The sequence below is a fragment of the Burkholderia sp. B10 genome, from assembly GCF_004368385.1.
Classification (GTDB): domain Bacteria; phylum Pseudomonadota; class Gammaproteobacteria; order Burkholderiales; family Burkholderiaceae; genus Burkholderia; species Burkholderia vietnamiensis.
On sequence record NZ_PQMX01000080.1, the window covers coordinates 1 to 24,980 of the forward strand.

General features: G+C 69.1%; 23 protein-coding genes and 2 pseudogenes. 11 read left to right on the top strand and 14 right to left on the bottom strand.

The genetic code is table 11. The annotated features are described in order from the left end of the window. Positions 1-148, bottom strand: a pseudogene (locus C3Y15_RS26985) (nitrate ABC transporter ATP-binding protein); the annotation flags it as partial. Positions 149-159: 11 nt separating this feature from the next. Next, a complete protein-coding gene (locus tag C3Y15_RS26990; protein ID WP_069246454.1) occupies positions 160-1,914 on the bottom strand; it encodes an ABC transporter permease subunit in 1,755 nt (584 codons plus the stop codon). Between the two features lie 620 nt (positions 1,915-2,534). Between C3Y15_RS26990 and C3Y15_RS26995 the strand changes: the two genes are divergently transcribed. Further along, positions 2,535-3,674: a patatin-like phospholipase family protein gene (locus C3Y15_RS26995; RefSeq protein ID WP_059463059.1), complete on the top strand. Its 1,140-nt coding sequence runs from the start codon at positions 2,535-2,537 to the stop codon at positions 3,672-3,674. 58 nt (positions 3,675-3,732) lie between these two features. On the opposite strand, the gene C3Y15_RS27000 is transcribed toward C3Y15_RS26995, so the two are convergent. Continuing rightward, entirely contained in the window at positions 3,733-4,437 is a 705-nt protein-coding gene (locus tag C3Y15_RS27000) for an SDR family oxidoreductase (RefSeq protein ID WP_059475284.1), read from the bottom strand. Positions 4,438-4,556: 119 nt separating this feature from the next. On the opposite strand from C3Y15_RS27000, the gene gcvA reads away from it, so the two are divergent. The 3 genes from gcvA (at position 4,557) to C3Y15_RS27015 (ending at position 7,032) form a co-directional block, all read left to right on the top strand. After that, complete coding sequence (gcvA, locus tag C3Y15_RS27005) at positions 4,557-5,456, top strand: transcriptional regulator GcvA (protein WP_014725325.1); 900 nt, start codon at positions 4,557-4,559, stop codon at positions 5,454-5,456. Between the two features lie 136 nt (positions 5,457-5,592). Next, complete coding sequence (locus tag C3Y15_RS27010; protein WP_034194241.1) at positions 5,593-5,901, top strand: helix-turn-helix transcriptional regulator; 309 nt, start codon at positions 5,593-5,595, stop codon at positions 5,899-5,901. 69 nt (positions 5,902-5,970) lie between these two features. After that, on the top strand, positions 5,971-7,032 hold the full coding sequence (locus tag C3Y15_RS27015; protein ID WP_011882555.1) for an alkene reductase: 1,062 nt from the start codon (positions 5,971-5,973) through the stop codon (positions 7,030-7,032). A gap of 12 nt (positions 7,033-7,044) precedes the next feature. Here C3Y15_RS27015 and C3Y15_RS27020 read toward each other — a convergent pair whose 3' ends face one another. Beyond that, positions 7,045-7,572: a GNAT family N-acetyltransferase gene (locus C3Y15_RS27020; RefSeq protein WP_011882556.1), complete on the bottom strand. Its 528-nt coding sequence runs from the start codon at positions 7,570-7,572 to the stop codon at positions 7,045-7,047. A gap of 86 nt (positions 7,573-7,658) precedes the next feature. Here C3Y15_RS27020 and C3Y15_RS27025 point away from each other — a divergent pair, with 86 nt between their 5' ends. Together C3Y15_RS27025 and C3Y15_RS27030 are read left to right on the top strand one after the other, a co-directional pair. Continuing rightward, positions 7,659-8,270 (top strand): LysE family translocator, encoded by a 612-nt coding sequence (locus C3Y15_RS27025; protein ID WP_011882557.1) that lies wholly within the window; start codon positions 7,659-7,661, stop codon positions 8,268-8,270. Positions 8,271-8,381: 111 nt separating this feature from the next. Further along, positions 8,382-9,335 (top strand): alpha/beta hydrolase, encoded by a 954-nt coding sequence (locus C3Y15_RS27030; protein ID WP_069240349.1) that lies wholly within the window; start codon positions 8,382-8,384, stop codon positions 9,333-9,335. Here C3Y15_RS27030 and C3Y15_RS27035 read toward each other — a convergent pair. Next, on the bottom strand, positions 9,332-10,246 hold the full coding sequence (locus tag C3Y15_RS27035; RefSeq protein ID WP_014725360.1) for a phosphatidylinositol-specific phospholipase C: 915 nt from the start codon (positions 10,244-10,246) through the stop codon (positions 9,332-9,334). The two genes, C3Y15_RS27030 and C3Y15_RS27035, sit on opposite strands and share 4 nt — an antisense overlap. A 6-nt stretch (positions 10,247-10,252) precedes the next feature. Here C3Y15_RS27035 and C3Y15_RS27040 point away from each other — a divergent pair, with 6 nt between their 5' ends. After that, the gene (locus tag C3Y15_RS27040) at positions 10,253-11,275 is read left to right on the top strand and encodes a LacI family DNA-binding transcriptional regulator (protein WP_014725361.1); all 1,023 of its coding nucleotides are present in this window, start codon (positions 10,253-10,255) and stop codon (positions 11,273-11,275) included. Positions 11,276-11,284: 9 nt separating this feature from the next. On the opposite strand, the gene C3Y15_RS27045 is transcribed toward C3Y15_RS27040, so the two are convergent. From C3Y15_RS27045 to C3Y15_RS27070, 5 genes are all read right to left on the bottom strand, one after another. Further along, positions 11,285-12,172, bottom strand: a complete 888-nt coding sequence (locus C3Y15_RS27045) for a carbohydrate ABC transporter permease (RefSeq protein WP_069246453.1) — start codon at positions 12,170-12,172, stop codon at positions 11,285-11,287. Beyond that, complete coding sequence (locus C3Y15_RS27050; protein WP_080938594.1) at positions 12,142-13,050, bottom strand: sugar ABC transporter permease; 909 nt, start codon at positions 13,048-13,050, stop codon at positions 12,142-12,144. The genes C3Y15_RS27045 and C3Y15_RS27050 overlap by 31 nt, the downstream gene beginning before the upstream one ends. After that, positions 13,047-14,285: an ABC transporter substrate-binding protein gene (locus tag C3Y15_RS27055; RefSeq protein ID WP_069246452.1), complete on the bottom strand. Its 1,239-nt coding sequence runs from the start codon at positions 14,283-14,285 to the stop codon at positions 13,047-13,049. Before C3Y15_RS27055 ends, C3Y15_RS27050 begins: the two co-directional genes overlap by 4 nt. Before the next feature lie 425 nt (positions 14,286-14,710). Beyond that, positions 14,711-15,589: a neutral zinc metallopeptidase gene (locus C3Y15_RS27060; RefSeq protein ID WP_059460931.1), complete on the bottom strand. Its 879-nt coding sequence runs from the start codon at positions 15,587-15,589 to the stop codon at positions 14,711-14,713. 778 nt (positions 15,590-16,367) lie between these two features. Continuing rightward, complete coding sequence (locus tag C3Y15_RS27070; RefSeq protein WP_069246451.1) at positions 16,368-17,348, bottom strand: NAD-dependent epimerase/dehydratase family protein; 981 nt, start codon at positions 17,346-17,348, stop codon at positions 16,368-16,370. A 99-nt stretch (positions 17,349-17,447) separates the two neighbouring features. Here C3Y15_RS27070 and C3Y15_RS27075 point away from each other — a divergent pair, with 99 nt between their 5' ends. Further along, positions 17,448-18,347, top strand: coding sequence for a LysR family transcriptional regulator (locus tag C3Y15_RS27075; protein ID WP_059735321.1), 900 nt, complete (start codon positions 17,448-17,450; stop codon positions 18,345-18,347). A 331-nt stretch (positions 18,348-18,678) separates the two neighbouring features. Here the strand turns inward: C3Y15_RS27075 and C3Y15_RS27080 are convergent, their stop codons facing one another. After that, the gene (locus C3Y15_RS27080; protein WP_011882568.1) at positions 18,679-19,551 is read right to left on the bottom strand and encodes a LysR family transcriptional regulator; all 873 of its coding nucleotides are present in this window, start codon (positions 19,549-19,551) and stop codon (positions 18,679-18,681) included. A 158-nt stretch (positions 19,552-19,709) separates the two neighbouring features. Here C3Y15_RS27080 and C3Y15_RS27085 point away from each other — a divergent pair, with 158 nt between their 5' ends. Beyond that, positions 19,710-21,176 (top strand): MFS transporter, encoded by a 1,467-nt coding sequence (locus C3Y15_RS27085; protein ID WP_069240353.1) that lies wholly within the window; start codon positions 19,710-19,712, stop codon positions 21,174-21,176. Positions 21,177-21,250: 74 nt separating this feature from the next. On the opposite strand, the gene C3Y15_RS27090 is transcribed toward C3Y15_RS27085, so the two are convergent. Continuing rightward, positions 21,251-21,448, bottom strand: a complete 198-nt coding sequence (locus tag C3Y15_RS27090) for an oxidoreductase-like domain-containing protein (protein ID WP_034194292.1) — start codon at positions 21,446-21,448, stop codon at positions 21,251-21,253. Between the two features lie 174 nt (positions 21,449-21,622). Beyond that, positions 21,623-22,336 (bottom strand): SDR family NAD(P)-dependent oxidoreductase, encoded by a 714-nt coding sequence (locus tag C3Y15_RS27095; protein WP_011882571.1) that lies wholly within the window; start codon positions 22,334-22,336, stop codon positions 21,623-21,625. A gap of 287 nt (positions 22,337-22,623) precedes the next feature. On the opposite strand from C3Y15_RS27095, the gene C3Y15_RS27100 reads away from it, so the two are divergent. Then, positions 22,624-23,301 carry a dihydrodipicolinate reductase C-terminal domain-containing protein gene (locus tag C3Y15_RS27100; protein ID WP_011882572.1) on the top strand — a complete coding sequence of 226 codons (678 nt, stop codon included), beginning with the start codon at positions 22,624-22,626 and terminating at the stop codon, positions 23,299-23,301. Between the two features lie 94 nt (positions 23,302-23,395). On the opposite strand, the pseudogene C3Y15_RS27105 reads toward C3Y15_RS27100, so the two are convergent. After that, positions 23,396-23,736 (bottom strand): annotated as a pseudogene (locus C3Y15_RS27105) (MoaF N-terminal domain-containing protein); the annotation flags it as partial. A 169-nt stretch (positions 23,737-23,905) separates the two neighbouring features. Here C3Y15_RS27105 and C3Y15_RS27110 point away from each other — a divergent pair. Further along, positions 23,906-24,700 (top strand): AraC family transcriptional regulator, encoded by a 795-nt coding sequence (locus tag C3Y15_RS27110; protein WP_059475269.1) that lies wholly within the window; start codon positions 23,906-23,908, stop codon positions 24,698-24,700. The last annotated feature ends 280 nt before the right edge of the window (positions 24,701-24,980 follow it).

Below are 24,980 nucleotides of genomic sequence, written 5' to 3' on the forward strand. Positions count from 1 at the left end.
TCGCGTCGTCGAGCACGAGCAATTCGCCCTGCGTCTTGTTGAAGCCGCGGCTCACGTGGTCGACGCGCAGGATTTCGGCGCCGGGCCGCGGCGGCTGAAGCGGCTGGGACGTCTGGACGGGGGCGTTGATTACGGTCGGATTTTGCATCGCGCTTACTCTCAATCGAGACGGAGCCGGGATTCCGCATAGGCGTACATCGGACGCCACAGCAGACGGTTGAACAGCGTAACGAACAGCGACATCACCGCGATGCCCAGGATGATCTTCGGGAAGTCGCCGGCCGCGGTGGTCTGCGCGATATAGGAGCCGAGGCCGTGCGCGACGACCTTCGTGTCGCCCCACTGCACGAATTCGGACACGATGCTCGCGTTCCACGCGCCGCCCGACGCCGTGATCGCGCCCGTCACGTAGTACGGAAAGATGCCAGGCAGCATCGCCTGACGCCACCACTGCCAGCCGCGGATGCGGAAGTTCTTGGTCGCTTCCTTGTAGTCGTTCGGATAGGACATCGCGCCCGCGATCACGTTGAACAGGATGTACCACTGCGTGCCAAGCACGATCAGCGGCGACAGCCAGATGTCCGCGTTCAGGTGGAAGTGGACGATCACGATCACGAACACCGGGAACAGCAGGTTGGCCGGGAACGCAGCGAGGAACTGCGCGAGCGGCTGGATCTTCTCGGCGAGCTTCGGGCGCAGCCCGATCAGCACGCCGAGCGGCACCCACACCACCGATGCGATCGCGATCAACACCAGCACGCGCAGCAGCGTGATGAGCCCGAGCACGAGCACGTGGCCGACCTCGGCCAGCGTGACGCCGGTCGCCACGAAGCCGACGACGCGCCACGCGACATACAGCGTCAACGCGATCACGACGGCGGCCCACACGAGGTCGCCGACGCGCGACGACCGGCGCGACGACTTGCCGCGCGACCGCGCGAGCGTCACCGACGGCGCGCGCAGCGGAATGCGCGCCGCCTGCGACAGCAGCCAGCCGGCCGGCACCAGCAGCTGATGGATCAGGTGCGTGCGGCGCACGAGGTCGAGCAGCCAGGATTGCGGCGCGTCGCCCGACGCGGTGTTCTCCATCCGGAACTTGTCGGCCCACGCAACGAGCGGCCGGAACAGCAACTGGTCGTATGCGAGGATCACGACCGACATCGCGACGATCACCCAGCCGACCGCGGCGAGATTCTTGTCGGCGATCGCCTGCGCGAGATACGCGCCGATGCCCGGCAGCGTGATCGTGCGGTTGCCGACGGTGATCGCCTCCGACGCGACGACGAAGAACCAGCCGCCCGACATCGACATCATCATGTTCCAGATCAGGCCCGGCATCGAGAACGGCGCTTCGAGCTTCCAGAAGCGCTGCCACGGCGTGAGGTGGAAGCCGCGCGACACCTCGCTCAGATCGCGCGGCACCGTGCGCAGCGACTGGTAGAAGCTGAACGTCATGTTCCACGCCTGGCTCGTGAAGATCGCGAAGATCGCGGCGAGCTCCGCGCCGAGCACGCGGCCCGGAAACAGCGCGAGAAAGAACGTGACCGTAAACGAGATATAGCCGAGCACCGGCACCGACTGCAGGATGTCGAGGATCGGAATCAGCACCATGCCCGCACGGCGGCTCTTCGCGGCGAGCGTGCCGTAGCCGAGCGTGAACACGAGCGACGCGACCATCGCGGCGAGCATCCGCAGCGTGGTGCGCAACGCGTATTCGGGCAGGTTCGACGGATCGAGCGAGATCTTCTGCGTCTGCAGCGTCGCGATCGGCGCCATCGTTTCGTGGAAGCCGACGATCGCCATCGCGAGGATGCCGATGATCAGCGGAAACGCGACCGCGTCCCAGCGGTTGGGCAGCACGCGCCACGCGGACGCATTGGCGGTGCGATTCGGATCGAAGAAGCGGATATCCATCGGTAGCGTGTGGGTGAAATTGAAAATCGATGGGAGCGGCCGCGCGCGCAGCCGATGGCCGCGTCAGCGTGCGTGGCCCCAGGCAGGCCGTCGGCAGACGCCAACGGCGGACGCGCGGCAGCGAGCCGCGGCGCGGGGTTCCGTTGCCGCGAGGTTCGGCATCATGGGCTCCGGAGTGACGATTCGGTGTCGCAGGCTATCGGGCCGGCATGACGCAAATGTGACGTGTCACTTACAGGACATTGACATGCAACACATTGCCGGTCGCGGAACCGGTCGCAAACGTTGGCGCAGCGCGACAGCTTTCGCTTCGCATTGAACGTCGCAGACAGAAGCCACGTGGCGCTCGCCAGTGCGCGCACGATCCGCCCGTCGAAGTGGCCGGCCGGCATGCATTCGGCGTATCGCGATCGCAGCCGATGACGGCAGCAGGAAGCACTTCGATGCGAAGCCGCCTCGCGCCATCGGCGAAATGCGCATCCGCCACTCGAATGCGCTCGCCCCCTTCGTACGCCGCGGCATCGGGCAACGCACCGCGCAGCGCAGGCGCCGCCGGCCATCGCCTACACTGCTTCCATCCGGCCGGCGCCCGCCGGCCGTCACCGACCGCGAGGCAAACGATGACGGCGAGTCAACCCGCACACCCGAAACTGCCCGGCCAGGTCGTGCTCGTGCTGCAAGGCGGCGGCGCACTGGGTGCGTACCAGCTCGGCGTGTTCGAAGCGATGAACGCGTCGGGCATCCAGCCCGACTGGGTCATCGGCACGTCGATCGGCGCGATCAACGCGGCGCTGATCGCCGGCAACGCGCCGGCGCAGCGCGCGCAGCGGATCGCACAGTTCTGGCGTCACGTGACCGAACGCCCCGCGGTGAACGTGCCGGGCCTGCCGACGACCTGGAACAAGATCGGCGCCGAGTTCGCGGTGATCGGCGCGGGGCTGCCCGGATTTTTTCGGCCGAACCCTGCCGCGTGGCTCGGGCCGCTCGCGCACGTCGGCGTCGAGCACGCGTCGTACTACGTGGCCGAGCCGCTGCGCGACACGCTCGCTTCGCTGATCGACGTCGAGCTGCTGAATGCGGGCCGGCCGCGCGTCACCGTCGGCGCGGTCAACGCGTGCACCGGCGCGATGCGCTATTTCGATTCCCGCGAGCGCCGGCTCGGCCTCGACCACGTGATGAGCTCCGGCGCGCTGCCGCCCGCGTTCCCGGCCGTGCGCGTCGACGGCGCGCCGTACTGGGACGGCGGCATCTATTCGAATACGCCGGTCGAGGTCGTGCTGGACGATGCGCCGCGCCGCAGCTCGATCATCTTCTCGGTGCAGATGTGGAATCCGGTCGGCCCCGAGCCGCAGAGCATCTGGCAGGTGTCGGAGCGGCAGAAGGACATCCAGTATGCGAGCCGCACCGACGGCAACATCGCGCGGCAGCAGCAGATTCACCGGCTGCGTCACGTGATCAACGAACTGGTGATGCGCGTGCCGGAGCCGGAGCGCGCGTCGGCGGACGTGCAGGCGCTCGCCGCATGGGGCTGTCAGACCACGATGCGCGTCATCAAGCTCGCGGCGCCGCGACTCGACGGCGACGATCAGTGGAAGGACATCGATTTCACGCCGGACGGGATCGCCGCGCGCCGCCAGGCCGGTTTCGACGCGACGATGCAGGCGATCGCCGCGCGGCCGTGGGAACGGCCGATGGATCCGACCGAGGGCTTGAGCGTGTGGAGCCCGGAAGAAAACCGGATCGGCGAACGGCACAACTGACGCGCGCCGCGCGGCGGCGTCGCGTGGTGCCGCCCGCGGCGCGCGCTCGCGCGGCCGCTCAGAGCGCGCGCACGATGCCGCCGTCGACGCGCAGGTTCTGCCCGGTGATGTAGCCGGCGCCTTCGGACAACAGGAACGTCACCGTCTGCGCGATCTCGTCGGTCCTGCCGAACCGGCCAACCGGGATGCGCGCGACGATCTCGGGCGTCTCCGGCCAGCTGTCGATGAAGCCGGGCAGCACCGAGTTGATGCGAATGTTGTCCTTCGCGTAACGCTCCGCGTACAGCCGCGTGAACGCACTGAGCGCCGCCCGCAGCGCCGACGACACGGGCATCGGCTGCTCGGGCGCATCGGCCGCGAAGCTCGAGATGTTGACCACGGCGCCGCCGCCCTGCTGCAGGAACACCGGCGTCACGCGGCGCAGCACGCGCACGACGTTGAGCACGATCAGGTCGAGCCCTTCGTGCCATTTGGCGTCGTCGATCGCGAGCAGATCGCCCTTCGGCGGGTGCCCGGTGTTGTTGACGACCGCATCGATGCGGCCGTATTTCGCGAGCGTGCCGCTCACGAAGCGCTCGATGTCCGCATCGTCGGTGACGGAGCCCGCGATGCCGAAACCGCCGAGTTCCGTCGCAAGCTCGACCGCGCTGCCGGACGGCGACATCAGCGCGACGCGATAGCCGTGGTTCGCGAGGTCGCGCGCGATCGCCGCACCCATGCCCTTGCCCGCCGCCGTGATCAACGCCACTTTTTCTACAGTCATGCCGTTCTCCAGAATGGTCGGCGCAACGCTACCGACGTGTGCAAAAGCGCCACTCTAGGCCTCTATAATCGGCCTGTCGAACGATCATTTCTGCATTTACCCTGTAGGTTTTCTACTGCATGAAGGCGCTGTCCAATGCCCGTCGGTTTCCGCCGCTGAATGCGCTGCGCGCGTTCGAGGCCGCCGCGCGCCACCTGAATTTTCGCCTCGCCGCCGATGAACTCGGCGTCACCCAGGGCGCCGTCGCGCAGCAGGTCCGGCATCTGGAGGACGCGGTGCAAGTACAGTTGTTCCGGCGCTTGCCGCGAGGGCTCGCGCTGACGCGCGACGGGCTCGAGTATTTCTCGTCGGTCCAGCGCGCGCTGCAGCTGATCGCCGACGCGACGCAAGCGCTCGGCCAGCGGCCGGCGGCGCTCACGGTCAGCACGACGCCGTCGTTCGCGTCGAAATGGCTGATTCCGCGGCTGGCCGACTTCGGCCGGCAGCATCCCGACATTGAAGTGCGCGTCGTCGCGGACGAGCGGCTCGCATCGTTCCGGGCCGATGGCGTCGATATCGCGATTCGGCTCGGCAAGCCGCCGTTTCCCGCCGGGCTGACCGCGCAGTTACTGTCGCCGCTCGACGTGTTCGCCGTCGCCAGCCCCAAATTGCTCGACGGCGCGCCGCCGATCCGCTCGATCGACGATCTGTCGACGCACGTGCTGTTGCACGACGCGCACGATCTGTGGCCCGAATTCGTCGACAAGCTCGGCGGACGAGGCCGCGTGGACGCGACCAAGGGCCCGCGCTTCAGTCAGTCGCTGCTCGCGATCGACGCCGCGATCGCCGGCCAGGGCATCGCCTTGACGAGCGAGCCGCTCGTCGAGCGCGATATCGCCGAAGGCCGGCTGCGGCGCGTATTCGATTTTTCGTTTCCGATGTCGCTCGGCTTTTACGTCGTCTTTCCGAATGCGAATGCGCAGTCCGATACGCTCGAAGCGATGCGCCGATGGCTGTTTGCGCAGTATGCGGCTGCGTGAGCGATGCGGGACGCGCCGTCGATCAACCCCACTCCCACCAGTGCCATCGTGCATATCGTCTTTTTCCGATATATGATTCGGTCAACGGCGATACTCGTTGTGCTCCAGTTTTTCCGCCCGAACATCTGACCTTGCCATGCCGACCGAACTCGACGTCGATGCGATCCTGAAAGCGCTCTCGAATCCCGTGCGCCGGGAAATTCTCGTCTGGCTGAAAACGCCCGACGTGCATTTCCCCGCGCAGACGCTGCCGTACGACCACGGCGTCTGCGCCGGGCAGATCGACGCGCGTTGCGGGCTGTCGCAATCGACCGTCTCCGCGCACCTCGCGACGCTGCAGCGCGCGGGGCTCGTGACGTCGACACGGATCGGCCAGTGGGCGTTCTTCCGGCGCAACGAGGCCGTCATCGAGGCGTTTCTCGACGCCGTGCGCCGCGAACTCTGACCCTGCGGACCGGCCGCCGCACGCGAAGCGAAGCGACGGCCTCCCGCCTATCGTGAAAAGGTTATCTCCATGCCTACCCTGTTCGACCCCGTTACCCTCGGCGAGCTGACGCTGCCGAACCGCATCGTCATGGCGCCGCTCACGCGCGCCCGCGCCGGCACGACCCGCGTGCCGAACGAGCTGATGGCGCGCTACTACGCCGAACGCGCGTCGGCCGGCCTGATCATCAGCGAGGCGACGTCGGTCACGCCGCAAGGCGTCGGCTACGCGGACACGCCGGGCATCTGGTCCGACGAACAGGTCGAAGGCTGGAAGCGCGTGACGCAGGCCGTGCACGCGGCCGGCGGCCGCATCGTGCTGCAGCTGTGGCACGTCGGCCGGATCTCCGACCCGATGTTCCTGGACGGCGACCTGCCGGTCGCGCCGAGCGCGATCGCGGCAGGCGGCCATGTGAGCCTGGTGCGGCCGGAGCGCCCGTTCGTGACGCCGCGCGCGCTGGAGCTCGACGAAATTCCGGGCATCGTCGCCGCCTACCGCAAGGGCGCCGAAAACGCGAAAAAGGCCGGTTTCGACGGCGTCGAGATTCACGGCGCGAACGGCTACCTGCTCGACCAGTTCCTGCAGGACAGCACCAACCGTCGCACCGATGCGTACGGCGGCCCGATCGAGAACCGCGCGCGCCTGCTGCTCGAAGTGGTCGACGCGGCGATCGACGTGTGGGGCGCGGGCCGCGTCGGTGTCCATCTCGCGCCGCGCGGCGACGCGCACACGATGGGCGACTCGGATCCGGCCGCGACGTTCGGCTACGTCGCGCGCGAACTCGGCCGCCGCAAGATCGCGTTCATCTTCACGCGCGAGTCGTATACGGGCGACCAGTTGAGCCCGCGCCTGAAGGAAGCGTTCGGCGGCCCGCTGATCGCGAACGAGCAATTCACGCCCGACTCGGCACGGCAAGCGCTCGCCGACGGCAGCGCCGACGCGATCGCGTGGGGCAAGCTGTTCATCGCGAACCCGGACCTGCCGCGCCGTCTCGAACTCGGCGCACCGCTGAACAAGCCGGTGCCGGAGACGTTCTACGCGCAAGGCGAGACGGGCTACACCGACTATCCGGCGCTAGACGACGCAGCCTGACGGCGCAGACGTTCACGCGCGCACGTCGGCGCGCATGAACACGCGGCGCGTCTCGTCGAGCCCGCGCTCGACGTGATGCGCGCGAATCGCGCGCAGCGCGGCGTCGAGCGCTGCGTCGTCGATCACACGAAAGCCGACGCGCGCGTAGTACGGCGCATTCCACGGCACGTCGCGAAACGTCGACAGCACGACCTCAGCAAAGCCGTCGCGCGCGGCGCGCATCATGATCCGCTCAATCAGGCGCGCGCCGATGCGCTGCCCCGCATGCGACGGCGCGACATCGAGTTCTTCCAGGTAGAGCCGCCGCGCGTCGAGCAGCCGGTAGAACGCGAAGCCGACGCACGCGCCCGTTTCGTCCGTCGCGACATACGCGTGGCCCGCGTCGATGCGCTCGAGCACGGCGGCCGCATCGGTCGGCTCGCCTTCGGCAATGTCCGGCATGCCGATGAAATGAAAGCGCCGGGCAGCGGCCACTTCGACGGCGGCCATCGCGGCCGCGTCTGCGCGCGTGGCGCGGCGAATCCGGATCGATACTGTCATCACGGCAACCCAGGCAGACGGAAACGGCCGTCACTATAATCGAAACTTCATACCTTTCGAACGCCCCCTTCCGCCAGAGGTTCGCCATGACGTTGTCCGCGCTCGCCGTGTTCGCCTTCGCCCTTCTCGCCCTGGCCGGCACGCCCGGCCCGAGCGTCGCCGCGCTCGTCGCGCGCGTGCTGACGAACGGCGTGCGCGACGTGCTGCCGTTCCTCGCCGCGATGTGGATCGGTGAAGCGCTGTGGCTCACGCTGGCCGTCGCCGGGCTGTCCGCGTTCACGCGCACGTTCGAAAGCGGCCTGCTCGTGCTGAAGCTCGTCGGCGTCGCGTATCTGCTGCTGCTCGCGTGGAAGATGTGGCGGGCGCCGACCGACACGAAAGCCGCCGACCTGCCGCGCGGCCAGTCGCCGTGGCGCATGTTCGCGGCCGGCACGCTGGTCACGCTCGGCAACCCGAAGATCATGCTGTTCTATCTGGCGTTGCTGCCGACGATCGTCGATCTGACGCAGGTCGGCGTGCTCGCGTGGGGCGAGCTGGTCGGCACGATGCTCGTGATCCTGATCCTGACCGACTGCTTCTGGTCGCTGCTCGCGCTGCGGGCGCGCGCGTTCCTCACCTCCGCACGCGCGAAGCGGATCGCGAACCGCACGAGTGCGACCGCGATGGCCGGCGCGGCGGTCGCGATCGCGGTGCGGTGACTCGCCCTCGCCGGGCATGACGAACGGCGACAGGCTCCAATCGGAAGGTCCGTACGATCGGACACGCAGGCCAGCACGTCGCATGCACTCGCCTCACCTGAGGAGTCCATCATGAAGCACTGGCTGTCCGCTTCGCTTCTGTGCCTGTGCGCGACGCTCGCGCAGGCGGCCGGCGTCAAGTTCGCCACGATTCCTGCCGATGCATCCGGCCCCGAACTGCACGCGATCATATGGACGCCCTGCGCCGATGCCGCGCAGACGCTGACGGTCGGCCCGTACCTGCAAGGCCGGCGCGACTGCGCGACCGTCGGCGACGCGCTGCCGCTGGTCGTGATCTCGCACGGCCACGGCGGCACGTATCTCGGCCACCACGATCTGGCGGAAACGCTCGCCGACGCGGGCTACGTCGTCGCGGCGATCAATCATCCGGGCGACACGTTCGCCGACATGAGCCGCGCCGCCGACGCGCAGGAATTCTTCGAACGGCCGATCGACATCAAGCGGCTGGTCGACTACATGCTCGGCCCCTCGGCCGACGCCGCACGCATCGACCCGGCGCGGATCGGCTTCTTCGGTTTTTCGCGCGGTGGCTACACGGGCCTCGTGCTGGCGGGCGGCAACCCCGATTTCGTGCATGCGCCGGTCGCATGCACGAACCCCGCGTGGCGCATCTGCAAGCAGATTCACGACGAAAGCATCACGCGCCAGCCGTTGACGCACGACGCGCGCATCAAGGCTTACGTGATCGCCGATCCACTCGACGAATTTCCGAGCGCCACCACGCTGGCCGACGTGCACGCGCCGATCCAGCTATGGACCTCCGAATTCGGCGGCGACGGCGTCGAGCCGCACACCGGCCCCGCGCTGGCCAAGTTGCTGCCCGCGCGCCCCGAGCTGCACGTGGTGCCCAATGCGGGGCACTTCGCGTTTCTCGCGCCGTGTCCGCCCTCACTCGCGCAGCACGCGCCGGCCGTCTGCACCGACGCGAAGGGTTTCGATCGCGTGGCGTTCCATGCGACGCTCGACGCGAGCGCGCTCGCGTTCTTCAACGCACACATGCGCTAACAGCCGCTCGGCGCGCACGGCCGCGCAACCACGAAACCGTTGCACGCGACCAGCGCGCGCACGAGCGCCCAGTCGTCGTCATCGCAGAAGTCGAGCAGCATCGCGCCGCACGGGCCGGGCCGTTCGCGCAGGTGTTGGGCGAGCCGCGCATGGATGCCCTGCACGCGGCCGTCGCCGCGCGCGACGATCGACGGATTCGCGCCCATCCCCGTACCGCTGCAGAAGTTGATCGCCCAGCGGCCGCTTTGCGGCGACGGCATGCCGGTCAGCAGCGCTTCGATCACCCGCCACTTGTACTGGATCGAACCGACGACGGGCACCCGGTATTCGTCCTGGATCACGAACGACGCATCCGGATGATCGATCGTGAAGGTCGCGTTGTCGGGCCACGCGCTCAGGTCGATGCCGAGCGGCCGGCCGCTGCGAAACCGCCGCAACAGCACGATCGCGCCGCGCACGTCGCCGAGCGCGGGTAGCGCGCGGCCCGCATGCCAGCGCAGTGCCGGATGACGCGCGCGATGCGCGTCGAACGTGGCATCGAAGCCGCGCGTGCACGCGTGCGCGGGCCATTCGTCCTTCACCGACATCACGATGCATTCGCGCGGATGCGCGGCGAGAAACCGCGCGCAATCGGCGAGCACGTCGTCGAACGACATGCCGAGCGCGATCGCGCCGTGATGAATGTCGAACGTGTCGCAACGATGCCGGCAGCGGATGTCGAGCAGCCGCACGCCGTGCGCAAGCTGCGCAGCGAGCGGCGCGCGCTGCGTGCGCACGAGCGGATCGTCGACCGTATACGCACAGGTGTCATGGCTGCCCGGTAGGGTCAGCGTATGCAGCGGCCGTGCGTCGTCGAGCGCCGACATCCAGTCGGTCAGCGGTGCGGGCGTTTCGTGTGTCGAGAGGAACATGTGTCGATGATCGGCAAGGAAAGGAAAACCTGGGTCACGGCGTCGGACGTCGCCGCGCGCGCCGGCGTGTCGCGCTCCGCGGTGTCGCGCGCGTTCTCGTCGACGGCGAGCATCGCGCCCGACACGCGCGAACGCGTGATGGCCGCCGCGCGTGCGCTCGGCTATCAGGTCAACCTGATCGCGCGCGACATGATCACGCAGCGCAGCAGCATGATCGGCGTCGTGACGGCTGGTTTCGAGAACCCGTTGCGCGCGCGGCTGCTGTCGGACCTGATGGCCGTGCTCGGGCAGCGCGCATTCACGCCGCTCGTGACCAACGCCGACGACCCGCAGCAGCTCCGGCAAGCGCTCGAACGGCTGCTCAGCTACCGCGTCGCCGGCCTCGTGATGACGTCCGCGTCGCCGCCGCTGTCGGTCGCTCGGCAGTATCTCGCGCACCGGATCCCGGTCGTGATGATCAACAGGGAAGCGAATCTGGCCGGCGCGGACGTCGTCGTCAGCGACAACGCGGCCGGCGCCGCCGAGGCCGCGCAGCGTCTCGTGCACGCCGGAGCACGCCGGCTCGCGTTCGTCGGCCCGCATACCGCGAGCTTCAGCGCGCGCTCGCGCGCCGACGCGTTCGCGCACGCGCTGCAACGCGGCAACATGTCCGGCGCGACGCTCGCGAGCGTGATCGATACGGCATCCGACACGCATGCGTGCGGCCTCGACGCCGCGCAGCAGCTGTTCGCGGCCGACCACCGCCCGGACGGCGTGTTCTGTTCGTCCGACCTGCTCGCGCTCGGCGTGATCGACGCCGCGCGCGCTGCGTTCGGCCTGCGCGTGCCCGACGACGTCCGCGTGATCGGCTTCGACGACATCCCCGCCGCCGCATACGACGCGTACCGGCTCACGACGCTGCGCCAGGATACGCAAGGTCTCGCGCACGCGGCCGTCGACCTGCTCGCCGACCGGATCAGCGCATTCGACGGCGCGTCGCGCACGCGCGTCGTGCCGGTCACGCACGTGGTGCGGCACAGTTGCGCGTGACGCGCGCCGTCACTTCAGCCCGCCCGCGAAGCCGCGCAGCAGGTAGCGCTGCACGTAGCCGGCCATGGCGAGCGTCGGCAGCGACGCGAGCAGCCCCGCGCTCATGAGGTCGCCCCAGTCGATGCCGTTCTCGGTCACGTAGCCGGCGATCGCGAGCGGCAGCGTGAAGCGGCTCGGCGTCGACACGAACAGCAGCGCGATCAGGAATTCGTTCCATGCGGCGATGAACACGAAGATCGCGGTCGCGATCAGCCCCGGCGCGCACAGCGGCAGCACGATCTGCACGAGCCGGCGCGCGAGCCCCGCACCGTCGATGCACGCGGCCTCCTCGTATTCGAGCGGCACGTCGCGCACGAACGCAAGCAGCATCCAGATCGCCATCGGCAGCGCGTACAGCTGATACGCGAGCATCAGGCCGGGCGTCGAGTCGAGCAGATGCAGGCGCTTCGCGAGCGCGAACAGCGGCACCGCGATCGTGATCGGCGGCATCAGCTTCAACGCGAGCACGAGCATCAGGAACAGCACGTCGAGCCGCGCGGGGAATCGCAGCCGTACCAGCGCATACGCGGCCGGAAACGCAAGCAGCAGCGCGAGCAGCGTCGTGCCGAAGCCGACCAGCAGCGAATTGGCGAGCGGCGCGCCGATGCCGTTCGACCATACCGACGCAAAATGCTCGAGCGTCGGCGCGGCCGGCCAGATCCGCAGTGGATGGTCGAGGCGTTCGAGCGTCGGCATGAACGCGGCGCCGGCCATCCACAGACACGGCAGCAACAGCAACGCGAGCGCGACGAGGCGCAGCGCCCACGGCGCCGCGTGCGCGAGCGCGGCGCCCGCGCGCGCGGGCGCGCTGCCAACGCGTCGCGGCGTCACGCGCGCCGCTTGCGAACCGTTTGCCATACGTATCCCGAGACCAGCAGTGCGGACGCCGCGAGCATCAGCACCGACGCGGCGCTCGCCGTTCCGACGTCGAAAAAGCGGAAGCCCGTGTCGTAGATGTAGGTCGACAAGGTCTGCGTCGCGTTGCCGGGGCCGCCGCCCGTCAGCGCATAGACCTTGTCGAACAGCTTGAACGTGTCGATCGAGCGCAGCAGCAGCGCGAGGCCGATCTGCGGCGCCGCGAGCGGCAGCGTGATGTCGCGCAGGCACTGCCATTCGCTCGCGCCGTCGGTGCGCGCGGCTTCATAGAGCTCGTGGGGAATCGATTGCAGCCCGGCCAGCACGATCAGGAACGCCATCGGCGTCCATTGCCACACGTCGACCAGCGCGAGCGACCACAGCGCGAGATGCGGATCGGACAGCCAGCGCACGCCTTCGATGCCGAACACGGCGAGCAGCGCATTGAGGAAGCCGTCGAAGTTCAGCCAGTTGCGCCAGATCGCCGAGCACACGAGCGTCGACAGCATCATCGGCAGGATCGCGAGCGGCAGCGCGATGCGCCGCCCGGGGAACGCGCGCACGAACAGCAGCGCGAGGCCGAAGCCGAGCGCCACTTCGGCGAGCGACGCGACGATCGTGAACCGCAGCGTGTTACCGAAGCCGGCCGAGAAGGCGTCGTCGCCGAGCACCGCGCGATAGTTCGCGAGCCCCGCGAACGCGCGGCGGCCCGCCGTATAGTCGACGCGGCAGAACGAATCGACCAGCACCTGCGCGACCGGGTACAGCGCGAGCGCGGCCAGCACCAGCAGCGCGGGGCCGAGCAGCGCGACGAACGGCAGACTGCGGACCAACGGCTTGACGCGCGCGACGCCGCCGCGCGCATGGACGCGCGCCGTCACTTGCCGGCCGCGGCCATCGCCTGCGCGATCTTCTGCTGTGCCTGGCGCAGCGCCGCGTCGGGCGCGGCCTGCCCGGTCAGCGCGAGCTGCAGTTGATCGCCGAGAATGCTCTCGACCTGTTGCCAGTCCTTCACGCGCGGCCGCGCGCGGCCCGCTTCGAGCGCCTTCAGTTGATCGGGATACCAGCGATACTGGCGCACCAGCGCCGGATCGGCGAACACGCTGCGGCGCGTCGGCGGAATGCCGAGCGCGGCGAGCCGCGTCTGCGTGTCGCGCGAGCTCAGGTACGCGAGGAAGTCCTGCGCGAGCTTCGCGTGCGGCGCATCCTTCGGAATGCCCATCTGCCAGATGCCGAGCATCGGCGCCGGGCCGGCCGTCTGGCCGGGCGGCGGCTGCAGCGCGATCTGCCCGGCCACGCGCGACTGCTTCGGATCGTCGAGCGCCGGAATCCACGCCGGCCACACTTCGATCGACTGCGCGGCGGCGCCGCGTTGCAGCGCGTCGCGCACTTCGGCGGCGCCGTACACGTCGACGTCCTTCGGCGCGTACGCCTTCAACGCGACGAAGGTCTTCAGCGCGGCCTGCGCCTCGCGCGAATCGATCGTCACGTTGCCGGCGCGATCGAACACGTCGCCGCCGTACGCCCACAGGATCGGCAGAAAGCCGGTCACGATCGGGTTGCCCTTGGTGCCGCGAAACACGACGCCCGACATGCTGTGGTCCGCCGCGCCGACGGTCTGCGCGATTTTCAGCACGTCGTCCCAGTTGCGCGGCGGCTGCAGGCGGTACTTCGCGAGCAGATCCTTGCGGTAAGCGAACATCTCGACGTTGCCGATGATCGGCAGCGCGTACAGCGCGCCTGACGCATTACGGCCGAGCGCGACCGCGGACGGCACGAGGTCCGCGTCGGCGAGCGCCGCGGGCAGCGGCTTCAACCAGCCGTTGCCGATGAATTCGGGCGCCCACGTGTCGTCCATCATCACGAGGTCGTACGTGCCGGTGCCTTCGCGCATCGACAGCTTCAGCTTCTGGTACAGGTTCGCGTTCGGCAGCTTGAGCAGCTCGATGTCGGTGCCCGGATGCAGCTTGTTGAAACCGGCGACGGCGTCGGCGAGCCCCTTGCCGTAGATGTCGTCGCGGCCCGCGATGACGAGATCCGCCGCGAAGGCGTGCGAAGCGGCAACGGACAGCGTAACGGCGGCGGACAGCGCGCGCAGACGGCTCAGCAAGGTCATGTGGTCTCTCTCGTTCGGCGTGGTGGCAGGTCGGCCTCGGGCTGCACACGTGTGCAGCGATGGCTGTGCTTCCGGCGATCTGAAGCGACCGCCATTGTTCACGTCGATCGTTACGGATTGATGGCAGGCGGGAAGGCGCGGGACGAGAGACGGTGTGCCAGCGAGAGATCGCGGCCGGGGTTGGCGCGCGCGACGTCGGCCGACGTCGCTGACGTCGCCGCTCGGGCCGCTGCGAGCGGCGCTGCCGGAATCGGGCTACCGGTGTGCCGCAGCGAACCGGTAAACAGGAATGGGGATTGGCCTGCGGCTGCGGATCGCGATGGCGCCAGCCGCCGCCGTGTCGCAATTCGTGATGGACGAGCCGCCGCACCGGCAGCCCGGCGATGCGCGTGCCGCTGCGCGCTGGGCCGCGTCGGCTTCGGCGGCTATCGGTTCGGGTTCGTGGCGAAGGTGTCGCAGGCGCTCACCTGACCCGACTCCATCCCGCGCCGCAGCCAGTACACGCGCTGCTCGCTGGTGCCGTGCGTGAAGCTCTCCGGCACGACGTAGCCCTGGCTCTGCTGCTGCAGCCGGTCGTCGCCGATCGCGGCGGCCGCCTTCAGCCCCTGCTCGAAATCGCCGGGCTCCATCAGGTGCTGGTTCGCGCGCTGCGCGTTGTTCGCCCACACGCCCGCGAGGCAGTCGGCCTGCAGTTCCATCCGCACCGACAGCGCGTTCGCGCGCGTCTGGCTCGAACGCCGGCGCGCGGCATCGACCTTGTCCGAAATGCCGAGCAGGTTCTGCACGTGATGGCCGACTTCGTGGGCGATCACGTAGGCCTGCGCAAAATCGCCGCCCGCACCGAAGCGCTTGCGCAATTCGTCATAGAAGCCGAGGTCGATGTACACCTTGCGGTCGGCCGGACAATAGAACGGGCCCATCGCGGTCTGGCCGGTGCCGCACGCGGTCGGCGTCGAATTCGTGAACATCACCAGCTTCGGCGGCTCGTATTGCGCATGCAGCTGCGTGCTGAACACACCCGTCCACGTGCGCTCGATATTTCCGAGCACCTTGCGCGTGAACAACGCGCCCGCATCGTTCGCCGGCGCGCCCTGATGCTGCGTGGGCGCCGGCTGCGTCTGCTGCTCGCGGCCCTGCAACGCCGACGCGCCTTGCAGCACGACGCGCGGATCGATCCCGAAGAAATACGATACGGCCAGCGCGACCACGATCGTGCCGATGCCGATCGTCGCGCGCCCGCCGCCGAAGCCGCCGCCGCGTCGATCCTCGACGTTCACGCTTTCTCTTTCGTCGTCCAGCCTCATTGCTGGCTCCTCCCTGTCTTGTCGAATCCGTGCCGTTCGCGCAACGGGCAGTGCGCCGCCGTTGCACGAGGCTTCGGCGCACGCGATGCAGGCGCATCGGCTGTGAGTTGGCGGCAGCGGCGCTGTCGGCGGTTGCGCGCTGTGCGGCGCGCCGCCGGGTGTTGGCGATGGCGTCTGCACTGGCCTTGGCACCGGCCTTCGCGCTATTTTGCCGGGGCTTTTACGACTTGTCGCAAAAATACGGAGGATAGAGCGATTCGGTGCAGGACATCGTCAGCCTTTGCAAAATGGCGCGTCTGGCCGCCGGTCAGGCCGGCAGCGGCAGCCCGCTTGGATCGTGCGGGCGATCGCATTCATCCTTTCCGCGGATGCCGGCGTACGACCGCGCCGCGTACGGTGACGAGGCAAGGCATCTTTGCGGAGCAACGCATGAGCTATGTGCGTCCCCGCATGATTGCGGTCACCGGCGCGGGTGCCGGCATCGGCGCTGCGCGTGTTCGCCGCTTCGCCGCGAGGGGCGACCGCGTCGTTCGTAGCCGGTGCGCCGCGCGTCGCCGATGGCGGCGCATGGATCGTGGACGTGTCGACGCTCGCGTTCGAATACGCCTGACGCACCTGGATGCGCGCCGCGCGTTCGGTCGGCGCGGGGTGGCAGCTGTTCACGGGGTGCGTGGGGTTCGTTATGTCCGTTCGCTCGATCGGTTCGCTCGGTGCCGCACGTTCGTCTGTTCTCCGTATTCGGCGCCTTCCTCGCGTGGCCTCCGACCGCCGCCTCCGTTCACGACAAGCAGCCGAGCCCCGCCAGCGTCGTCTCCACCGCTGTGTCGAGCGGCGTCAGTGGTTCGCGCCCCAACACCGCGGTCAGCCGCGCGTTCTCCATCCGCAGCGGTTCGCGCCACAGATACCGCATCTCGAGCATCTCGCGCATCGTCGTGACGAATGGCGCCGCGGCCCATACGAGCCACCAGGGGAACTGCCGGATCGTCGGCCGCAACCCGTGCCGCTGCGCCACGCGACATACGGCCTGCGCCAGCTGCATGCCGTCCGCGTCCCAGTGGCCGCCGAGATGGAAACGCGCGAACGGCTCCAGCGCATCGCGCCGCTCGAGCAGTTCGACCATCGTGCGCGCGACATCCGGCAGGTATGCCCATTGATGGCCGACGCCCGGCCGCCCCGGGACGCTGATCGCCGTGACCGGACGCCCCGCCTTCACCATGCCCTGCCCGAACCAGTTGTTGCCCGCGCGGGGACCGAAAAAATCGCCGGCCCGCACGACGATCGTGCGCACGCGGTTCGCCGTCGCCGCCTGCAACCGCCGCTCCATCTCGACGCGGATCGCGCCCTTGCGCGTCACCGGCCGCTGCGGCGCGTCCTCGTGCAGCAGCGCAAACGCGTCCGGACCGAAGTTGTAGACCGTACCGGGCAGCACGATCGTCGCCTGCTCGCGCGTGGCCGCCCCGATCGTGTTGTCGAGCATCGGCAGCACCTGCGTCGACCAGTTCCGGTAACCGGGCGGGTTCACCGCGTGTACGAGCACGCTGCAGCCGCGTGCCGCACGAAGCACCGCGTCGCGGTCGAGCGCGTCGCCGCGCACCCATCCGATGCCGTCGCGCTCCACGCTCGCGGCGTCGAGACTGCGGCTCAACGCGCGCACCTGCCAGCCGGCATCGCGCAATTGCCGCGCGACCTCGCCGCCGATTCCGCCGCTCGCGCCAAGCACGAGTACCTGCCGTTGTGTCCCCGCTGCGCCTGCCGTCATGACCGCCCTCCGTGATCGAACCGTTGTCGGTCGCCATTCTCGGCCGGAGCGGGCTAATAATGAATTGCTGAGCCTGAGCGATCGGCTATACATTTATGCATGACCACCGATCCGAACTGGGAACGCTACCGCACCTTCCTCGCCGTGCTGACGGAAGGGTCGCTGTCGGGCGCGGCGCGCGCGCTCGGCATCACGCAGCCGACGGCCGGGCGTCACGTCGCGGCGCTCGAGGCCGCATTCGGCCAGACCTTGTTCACGCGATCGCCGTCGGGGCTTCTCCCGACCGAGGCGGCCGTGGCGCTGCGCGGTCACGCGGAGGCGCTGCGCAGTGCCGCCGCCGCGTTCGAGCGGGCGGCCGCGAGCCACGGCGCCGGCGTGCGCGGGATCGTCCGCGTTTCGGCGAGCGACGTGATCGCGGTCGAAGTGCTGCCGCCGATGCTCGCGCAATTGCGCGGCGACCATCCGGGGCTCGTGATCGAACTGGTCTCGACCGACCGCATCCAGGACGTGCTGAACCGCGAAGCCGATATTGCGGTGCGCATGGCGCCGCCTGCGCAGGACGCGCTCGTCGCGCGGCGCATCGGCGCGATCGAGGTCGCGCTGCATGCGCGCGACGACTATCTCGCGCGCAACGGCACGCCGTCGACGGTCGATGAGCTCGCGCGTCACGCGCTGATCGGTTTCGATACGGTGACGCCGTTCATTCGCGCGGCCGGCCGCGCGATGCCGCAGTGGAAGCGCGACGCGTTCGCGCTGCGCACCGACAGCAATCTCGCGCAACTGGCGATGATCCGTGCGGGGTACGGGATCGGTTTCTGTCAGAGCGCGCTCGCCAGGCGCGATGCGCGGCTCGTTCGCGTGCTGCCGGATACGCCCGCGCTCGCGTTGGAGACCTGGGTGGTCATGCACGAGGATCTGCGCACGAGCGCGCGCTGTCGCGTCGTGTTCGACGCGCTCGCGAACGGGCTGCGCGGGTATGCCGAGGGGGGCGGCGAGTAGAGTTCTTCGATGCTGCGGTACGCGTGAATGGCTGGGCGGGTGATGCGATGCGTGCGGCGGGCGACGGAGCGGCTATTTGCGATGTGGGGCTGCGGGTGTTGATGTCGAGGGATTGGGCTGCGGGCGCCGCTTCGACTACTCCGGTTGCTCCGGTTGCTCCGGTTGCTTCGGTTGCTTCGGTTGCTTCGGCCGCTTCGACCGCTCCGGCTGCTCCGGCTGCTCCGGCTGCCTCGGACGCTTCGGCCGCTCCGGCTGCTTCGACCGCTTCAGCTTGGCAAGCAGCACATCGCGATACACGTCGAGCGCGGCGACGCCCTCACCCGCCCCGACGTCACATCAGCAGTTGTCGCGACAGCACCTCACGCGCCTGCGTCACCGTCTCGCGTTCGCCGGGCATCGGCGGCGTCAGAGAAAAGACCGCGTCGGGCAGCGCCGGCAGCCGGTATTTCGCCCCGAGCCGCACGAGGCCTTCGCCGATCGAAGACGCGCACAGGCAGCCGACGCCCAGCCCGGCCGCGAGCAACGACTGCAGCCCGGCGACGCCCGACGCGCTGTGCACGAGCCCGTACGGCACCTGCTGTTCATCGAGCGAGCGCACGGCGATCTGATGCATCATGCAGTCGTCCGGCAGCAGCACGAGCGGCAGCGGCTGCGGAAGCTGTTCGGCCAGCGCCGGCGCCGCGACCCACGACAGCGGCTCGCGCCGCAACACCCAGCGCGTATCGGCCGACGCAGGCCGGAACGGCCCGCGCGACAGGTGCATCACGACGCCGAGATCGATCTGCCCGCGCGCATGGGCCGCTTCGATGTCCATGCTCTTCATTGCGCTCACGTGCAGCCTCAGCTGCGGGTAGCATTCGCGCAATCGCGCGAGCAGGCCCGCCACTTCGTGCGTGCGGTAGTAGTCGGTGATCGCGACGCGCAACTCGCCCTTGATCGCCTGACCGCGCACCTCGTCGAACGCCGCCTCGTTCAACGCGACGATGCGCCGCGCATGTTGCAGCAGACGCGCGCCGGCCGGCGTCGGCTCGACGCCGCGCTTGCTGCGTACGAACAACGACATGCCGGCGCGCGATTCGAGCTTGCGCACCTGCTCGCTGACCGTCGACTGCGACAAGTGCAGCAACGGCGCGGCCGCACTCAGACTGCCGGCGTCCGCGACCGCCGCGAACGTGCGCAACTGATCCAGATCGAAACCTCGCATCACGTACCCCATCCATCGAATAACCCGATGGATGCTACCACCAATTCACGCTTTTCCGAACCATGGACGATGGTCAGAATGTCGGTCAACCGCCGCGTCGCTCCATTTCGGCACCACCCGACATGCCGCGCGGCCCTCATTCTTTCGGACTTTCGTTCATGACCGACAACACACTCGCCCGTTGCGCCGCAGCCCCGGCCGGGACTGCGGCCGCAGCACCGGCACGCAGCCATCACGGCTGGGCTCTCGTCGTGCTGCTGATCGGCGCCATCCTGCCGCCGCTCGACTACTTCATCGTCAATCTCGCACTGCCGGCCATCCGCGACGGCATCGGCGCGCGGCCGGCCGAGCTGCAACTCGTCGTGTCGGCGTATGCATGCGCGAACGCGGTCGTGCAGATCACGGGCGGGCGCCTCGGCGACCTGTACGGCCGCAAGCGGATGTTCATGACCGGGATGGCGGGCTTCGTCGTGGCGTCCGCGCTGTGCGGGCTGGCCGACAGCGGCGCGGTGCTGGTCGGCGGTCGCGTGTTGCAGGGGCTGTTCGCGGCGATCCTCGCGCCGCAGGTACTCGCGACGATCCGCAGCGTGTTCAGCCCGCACGAGCAGGTGCGCGTGATGGGCTTCTACGGTTTCGTGTTCGGGCTTGCGGCCGTGATCGGTCAGCTCGGCGGCGGCGTGCTGATCGCGCTGCATCCGTTCGGTCTCGGCTGGCGCGCGATCTTCCTGGTCAATGTGCCGATCGGGATCCTCGCGCTGCTCGGCAGTTGGCGCTTCATTCCCGAAAGCAGGCCGCCGCGCGGCCAGCGCATCGACGTCCCCGGCACGGCGCTGCTGTCGCTGTTCCTGCTGATGCTCGTCTATCCGCTCACGCATGGGCGCGAAGCCGGCTGGCCGCTGTGGATGGTCGCGTGCGTGGCCGGCGCGGTGCCGATGCTCGGCGCGCTGCTCGCGGTCGAAACGCGCCAGCTCGCCGGTGGACGCGACCCGTTGCTCGACGTGCGGCTGCTGCGCAATCCGGTCATCGCGCTCGGCCTCACGCTCGCGTTCCTGTTCTACATGCTCAGCGCGTTTTTCCTGAGTTACGGCATTTATCTGCAGGGATGCCTGAACTGGTCGGCGCTGCAGTCTGGGCTCGCGATCCTGCCGCTCGGCGTCGGCTTCCTGGCAAGCCCGTTGCTGATGCCGCGGCTCGTCGGCAGGTTCGGCGGCCATCGCGTACTCACGCTGGGCTTCGCGATGCTCGCGGCCGGCGTCGCGACGGCCGCCGCGCTGGCCAGCGAACACGCGCCCGGGCCGGGCTTTCATGCGGGGATCGCCGCGATCGGCATCGGGCAAGGCCTCGTACTGCCTTCGGTCGTGCGGATCGTGCTCGCGGAAGTCGACGCCGCGCGCGCCGGCGTCGCGTCCGGCATGGTGACGGCGATGCTGCAGATCGGTGCGGCGGTCGGCGCGGCGGCGCTCGGTGGCCTGTTCTTCGCGCGGCTCGGCGCGCGGCCGGCGCCGCCCGACTACGTGCACGCGTTCAGCGCGACGATGTGGGCGCTGACGGCGGTATTCCTCGTGTGCGTCGTGTTGTCGGCAGCATTGGGGCCGCTGCAACGGCGGACGCAGGCGCGCGCGTGACGGTCAGCGGCGCAGCATCGCCGGCCGCGACATGACGAACGCGGTGCACGAGCGAGCCGTTGCGAGCGGCCCGCTCACGATTGCGGCTTGGGCGGCGCGTGACGCGCTTCCCATTCGGCGAGCTCGGCGCGATAGCGCGCAAGCGCTTCGTCGTACAGGTCGAAGACGCACGGCGAGCAGCCGCTGTTGCAGCAGTCTTCCAGTTCAGGTTGTTCGGGCGGGATGGGACGCGGATCGTCGGCGGGCGCATCCGCAGCGTCAGGCTTGGTCACGGCTTCGGTCGGTTGATGTCGAACGCGGAGTATAAGGCGATGGCCGGCTGCACGCAGGCTCACGCATGCACGCAGCGTCTCGCCGGCACATCGGCCGGCAGGCGTCGCGCGCGGTGGCGCGTGCGCTTACGCCTGCCGTGATGCCGAAGCCGAATGCGCTCGCGTGTCGCGTCGCTACGCGACGCGCCCGCTCACCGGGATCGATGCGCCGGTGATCGCCTGCGCGTCGTCCGACAGCAGAAAGCCGATCGTCGCCGCGAGCTGTTCGGGCCGCACCCAGCGCGAGAAGTCCGCATCCGGCATGTCGGCGCGGTTCGGCGGCGTGTCGATGATGCTCGGCAGCAGCGCGTTCACCGTGACGCCGCGATCGAGCAGTTCCGCGGCCAGCGCCTCGGTGAGCCGCGCGACGCCGGCCTTCGCGGCCGCGTACGCGCCCATTCCGGCGCCGGCCTTCGACGCGGCGCCCGCGCCGATGTTGACGATGCGGCCGGCGCCGCTCGCGATCAGATACGGCAGCGCGGCCTTCGACGCGTTCAACGCCGTCTTCACGTTCAGGTCGTACATGCGGTCCCAGGTGGCTGCATCGCCGTCGGCGATCGTCTGCCACACGAACGCGCCGGCGATGTTCAGCAGCGCGTCGACCTTGCCGAATTCGCGATTGACCGTTTCCAGCGCACGCACGGCGGCCTGCGGATCGACGAGATCGATGCCGCCGATGCGCAGCGCGTCGGCCGGTATGTCGGGCAATGCCTGTGGCTCGGGCGCCAGGCCGCGGCCGATCAGCGCGACGCGGGCGCCGCGCCCGCCGAGCCATGCGGCCGTGGCGACGCCCAGATGGCCGAATCCGCCGGTGATCGCAACGGCCTTGCCTTGCAGGTCGTGTTCCATCGATATGTTCTCCTTGGTCTATGCGAGTTGAATGATGCCTGTCGAATGATGCGCGGTGCGCGATCGATGCAGGCGCTACGCGCGATCCGGCGCGTAGCTGAGGACCGCCGGGCGGCCTCGACACCTCCGCGCGATCGGGCAGCCACGTCGGCGCACGCACCGAGCCGCTCGGCATGCGGGCATAATGCGCGAAGCCGCTGCGCCGCACGGCGCACCGCGGCCGCGTCGGGCGCGAGAGCGCCGCGTCCGGCCCGCACGGCACCACTCCAACCTCACGCGCCCATTCCATGCAAGTACTCGTCGTCGGCACCGGCAAACTGGCCGCCGAACTGCTCGCGTCGCACCGACTCGATCCCGCCGCCTGTGACGTGATCGCGTGGCCGCAGCGCACGCGCCCCGATACCCGCGCGATCGTCGTGCATGCGGGCTCGGGCCGCGAGCTGCCCGCCGTGATCGCGTTCTGCGATGCAACCGGCTCGCCGCTCGTCGAGCTGTCCACCGGCTCCGCGCTCGAAACCGGATCGTACGACTTCCCCGTCGTGCTGTGCCCGAACACCAACATCTTGATGCTGAAGTTCATGAGCATGCTCGACACCAGCGGCCATCTGTTTCGCGACTGCCGCATCAGCGTGACGGAGTCGCATCAGGCGAGCAAGACATCCGTGCCCGGTACCGCAGTCGGCATCGCCCGGTCGCTCGGCGTGCCGGCGCATGATATCCGCTCGGTGCGCGACCCCGACGCGCAACGCGATGTCCTGCAGATTCCGGACGATCAGCTCGGCCGCCATGCATTCCATCGGGTCCGAATCGACGATGGCGCGTGCAGCCTCCAGTTCGAATCGCGCGTGTACGGCGCGTCGCCCTACGCGGACGGCGTGTCGCGAATCGTCGAGGCGGTGCGGCAGCACGCGCTCGAGCGGCGCCGGTACTCGGTCGTCGAGTTCATCCACAACGGCTGGCTGTAGCTGGGGCGGCGGGCGCGTCCGTGCGCTGTCGGCCGAGGCGACGGCGACGGCGGATCGATCGCGCGCAATCGCAGCCATCGCGGCGCGTCGGCATCGATTGGAGTGTGCCGGTCACCGATGTCCACACGTCGTTCGCAACGTCGATCACGACGCTCACGGAGGTCGCGCGCTCGGTGGGATCGACGTAGTCGACGAAGTACCGGTCCTCGAGCGGCCGCGTGACGCGGCACGGCGCGCGCCCGCCTGCGTCGCTCGCCGTGTCGCGCCATTGCAGCGCGCCGGCTTCGAACGTATTGGCGCGCCACACGTCCCGCGCGTCGGCAAGGGCCATGGCTGCCCGACGAGTGAGCGCACGGGCGCGAGTACGTTCGCGTGTGGCGCGAAGACTTCCGCGAGCGCGCCGACCTGAAGGAATACCGGGTGCCGTCGTAGCAATTGCTTTCTCCCGCACAGCTTCCGGCCCGGCGGGCCGTCTACGCTGCTCATGTGTACATGGTGCACGTTGCGTGTGCCGCGCGGTATCGGCCGAACGGATGAGGGACGCGCGATACGGGAACGCGCTAAAGTGCATTTGATCCGCGTCGCGGCGGAGCGAGGAGCGAGCATGCACCGTGTCACGCATTACCGACGAACCGACGAAGGCATCGAGGCGATCAGCCTTGATTCCGATCGCTCGTTTCCGCGGCACGCACACGACGAATTCGGCGTCGGCGTGATCGTCAGCGGCGCACACAGGTCGTGGAGCGGCCGCGGGCAGGTCGACGCTCTGGCCGGCGACGCAATCATGGTGAATCCCGGTGAGATGCACGACGGCATGCCGATCGATGCGGGCACCGGTCGCCGCTGGCGAATGCTGTACCTCGCGCCCGCACTGGTTGCCGGCATAGCGGCGGAAGAAGGCATCCGCGGTGTGGAACTCGCGAACCCGGCCGTGCGCGACGAGCAGCTCGTAGCCGCGTTCGCTCGGCTGCATGCGCGGGTCGTCGCGGGCAACGCGCCGCCTCTCGCACGCGACGAAGCGCTCGTGATGCTGGTGGCCGCGCTGCTCGCGCGGCATTCGAATCGCACGCTGCGGGCTGCGTGCGTCGCGCCGGCGATCCGCGCCGCGCGGGAACGGCTCGACGCGGCGCCAGCCGAACCGGCATCGCTTGCGGAACTGGCCGGGCTCGGCGGCGTGAGCCGCTTCCAGTTGTTGCGCGGCTTCGCGCGCGAGCTGGGCATCACGCCGCACGCGTATCTGATGCAGTCGCGCACGCGGCTCGCGCGTGCGCTGCTTGCGAGCGGCCGGCCGATCGCGGATGCCGCGGCCGAAGCCGGCTTCGCCGACCAGAGCCATCTGACGCGCGCGTTCGCGCGCCAGTTCGGGATCACGCCGGGGCGATTCCTGCAGGCGGGATGACGCTCCGCGCGATAGCGCGGGCGGTGCTGGCGATGCGTCGGTAGCAATGATCGCCGCCGAGCGGTGATGGCGGTAGCGGCAGTACTCACGATCGCTGTCGCTGTCGTAGCCGAAATAGCAATCGCAGCCGAAGCCGAAGCCCCAGTCCCCGTCGAAGCCAAAGTCGAATTCCCAGTTGTAGCGCAGCGGCAGTCGTAGTCGCAATCGCAATCACGGTCACGGTCCCGATCGCAGTCACGCCCGGCACACGATAATCACCCTCCCCGCACGACCACACCAC